A 2731-nucleotide genomic window follows, 5' to 3' on the forward strand; every position below is an offset into this window, starting at 1 on the left:
AGCTGGGTATAAGTCGTAACGGCCCTCCTCGACCACCTGACCCCGGCCCTGACCCGCTCCGGCGATCTGGCCCCCGCAACCCACCTCCTGCGCACTCTCCTGAACCGAGGCAACGGCGCCCACCACCAACGCCACACCTACACCCGAACCCACGACATAAAAACAGTCGTAACCAACGCCATAACCCAAACCACAGCCCCCTGACGCGCGATCCGGCACCATCACCCCCATGCCGCACCTGGACGACGCCGCCCTGGAGAAATCGCCCGTGGTGGCCAACTGCGCCATGAACCGCGAACGCACCCTGAAGGCCTACACCAGCGAACTGGGCATAGACGTACTAGCCGAGGCGGGAGACGGCCACTGGCTGGACCTATGCTGCGGAACCGCCCGTGCACTCACCGAAGCCGCCGCAAGGAACCCGCACCTAAAGATCATCGGAGTCGACCTGGTCGACCACTTCGCCCCCGCACCACCCTCACTCCAGCTGATCACGGCCTCAGTAACGACCTGGGAACCGGAAGCCCGCGCCGGCCTGATCACCTGCGTGCACGGACTGCACTACGTAGGCGACAAGCTGGGCGTCCTCACACGCGCCGCGTCCTGGCTCACCGAGGACGGACTCCTCGTCGCGAACTTCGACATGCGAAGCGTCCGCCTGGCCGACGGCTCCCCCGCCGGCCGCCGCCTGACAACGGCCCTCCGGCAAGCCGGCTTCACCTACGACTCACGCCACCACCGCATCTCGCTACGCGGCAACCACACGATCGACCTCCCCTACAACTACGCAGGCGCCGACGACCGGGCGGGCCCGAACTACACGGGCCAGCCGGCCGTCGACTCCTTCTACGAACTCGCCTGAGCTCCGACGGCGGCGTGAGAACCACTTGCCTCGGAAGGGGGATCTTCAGGGGAGCACTCACCTGAGCGAGCACAACACGGGCAGGCACGCGGAGGGCGCTCTAGCGCCCGGAGCGGGCATGCCCGGCGACGCAGGCGACCGCAGCGCCGCACTGACCGCAACGGGCACAACGACCGCAACAAGGCGTGAGGATCGCCTGCGTCGCTAACGGGGGTTCCAGGGGGTCGCCCCCCTGGGTTGAAAGGGCAGGTACCTGTCGGCCCTGCGGGGGCGGGCTCGGAGGCCGGTGGATTCTACGGCGAGGATGCGGTCGAAGCGGAAGGCGCGGACGCCGCGGCGCATGCGGCACCAGCCGACGAGGTACCAGTGGTCGCGGTGGACGAGGCAGGTGACGGGTTCGACTTCGCGGATCGTGACGTTGGCGCCAGCGTCGCCGTAGCAGAGGCGGACGACGCGGTGGTCGGTGATGGCGGCGGCGATCACGCGGGCGCGGTCGGAGGTGGAGCCGTCCATGGGCGTGGTGAGGGTGGCGAGGGTGGTGGTGACGACGTCGTCGTGGGGGGTGGCGTCGAGGAGGGTGTGCAGGGCGCGGCGGGCGGTCGTGGCCTGGGGGCCGGCGCCGAGGTGCGCGAGGGACAGCGCGAGGGCGGCGATCTCGGCCGCGGTGAGCGGGGCCGGCGCGGTGTGCGCGGGCTGGGGGTGCGTCGCAACGTTCGCCATGGTTCGATCATACGTTCGAACACTGACATTTTGCAGGATGCGGGGACGGCCGGATCGCGTCGCGTGACGCACGGTGGAGGGAAGATCGGCCCGCGGTTGAGAAGGCGGCGGTGCATGCGGAAAACTGAGGCTCCGAAACGTGCTCTATTCGGGGGAATCGGGGGCGAACATGGGCCGACCGCGGACCGGCGTTGAGTGACGCGCGGGTGAACGGCCCCCCGATGAGCCGCGAGGAGGCCGACCGGACGCTGGCGCGGCTCCGGGACGAGAAGGAGCGCATCGGCGGCGCGCTGCTCGAACTGGAGGCCCACCAGGGGTACCAGCTGCTGGAGGGCGCGGCGCTGACCGGCGAGACGCTGCGCGTGCAGTCGGACGTGCGGTCCCGCATGGCGTCGCTGTGGACGCTGTTCGACCTGTACGGGCGCGCGGTCGACGCGGCCGGGGACCTGCGGGCCCGGCACTCCAGGCCGGGGCAGCCGCAGCTCGCGGAGCTGAGCCGGCTGCTCGCCGGGCCGTCGGTGGAGCTGCCGGTCCGGGAGGTGCCGCTGGAGCGGCGGACGCTGCTGGCCGTCCCGTCCGGCGAGCGGCTCACGCTGCGGGCGGCGGTCGACCGGATGACGCCGCTGTACGAGGAGGTCGCGCGGTCGGTCGCGGCGCTCGACCAGGTCTGGTCGACGCTGCTGTCGCGGCTCGCGGAGGTCGAGGCGGAGCGGCGGGCGGCCGCGGAGCTGCTGGAGTCCCTGGGCGGGCACGAGCCGGAGTTCGAGCGCCTGCGCGACGAGCTGGAGTCGGTCGCGGCCGTCGTGCGCGGCGACCCCCTGGCGCTGGCCCGGGACGGCCGCGCCGACACCGCGCGGCTCGACGCCGTCCGCACCGGTCTCGCCGGCGTGCGCCGCGCGCTGGCCGAGGCGGAGCGGCTGCGCGACGGGTTCGCCGACCGGATCCGCGGGATCGCCGCCGTCCTGGAGCTGCTGCGCGAGGCGGAGGCCGAGGCGCGCGCGCTCCGGGACGAGGTGCTCGCCAAGATCGCCTCCCCGGTGCTGCCCGACCCGCCCGACATGGCGGCGAGCCTCGCCGACCGGCTCAACGCGGTCGGCGCGCCGGCGCGCGGCGGCTGGCACGACCTGGCCGAGCGGGTCGGCGGCCTGG

General features: G+C 72.4%; 4 protein-coding genes. 2 read left to right on the forward strand and 2 right to left on the reverse strand.

Annotation, left to right across the window (positions count from 1 at the left end; genetic code table 11):
* Positions 1 to 231, reverse strand: a 231-nt coding sequence (locus HUX53_RS40300; RefSeq protein ID WP_217920126.1) for a hypothetical protein, incomplete at its 3' end; no start/stop codon positions are given.
* On the opposite strand from HUX53_RS40300, the gene HUX53_RS30845 reads away from it, so the two are divergent.
* A complete protein-coding gene (locus HUX53_RS30845; protein ID WP_176406734.1) occupies positions 230 to 862 on the forward strand; it encodes a trans-aconitate 2-methyltransferase in 633 nt (210 codons plus the stop codon). The two genes, HUX53_RS40300 and HUX53_RS30845, sit on opposite strands and share 2 nt — an antisense overlap.
* A gap of 204 nt (positions 863 to 1066) precedes the next feature.
* On the opposite strand, the gene HUX53_RS30850 is transcribed toward HUX53_RS30845, so the two are convergent.
* On the reverse strand, positions 1067 to 1582 hold the full coding sequence (locus HUX53_RS30850) for a YafY family protein (protein ID WP_176406735.1): 516 nt from the start codon (positions 1580 to 1582) through the stop codon (positions 1067 to 1069).
* Positions 1583 to 1803: 221 nt separating this feature from the next.
* Here HUX53_RS30850 and HUX53_RS30855 point away from each other — a divergent pair.
* Positions 1804 to 2731, forward strand: a 928-nt coding sequence (locus tag HUX53_RS30855) for a hypothetical protein (RefSeq protein ID WP_176406736.1), incomplete at its 3' end; no start/stop codon positions are given.

Source organism: Actinomadura sp. BRA 177, assembly GCF_013372625.1.
Lineage (GTDB): Bacteria > Actinomycetota > Actinomycetes > Streptosporangiales > Streptosporangiaceae > Spirillospora.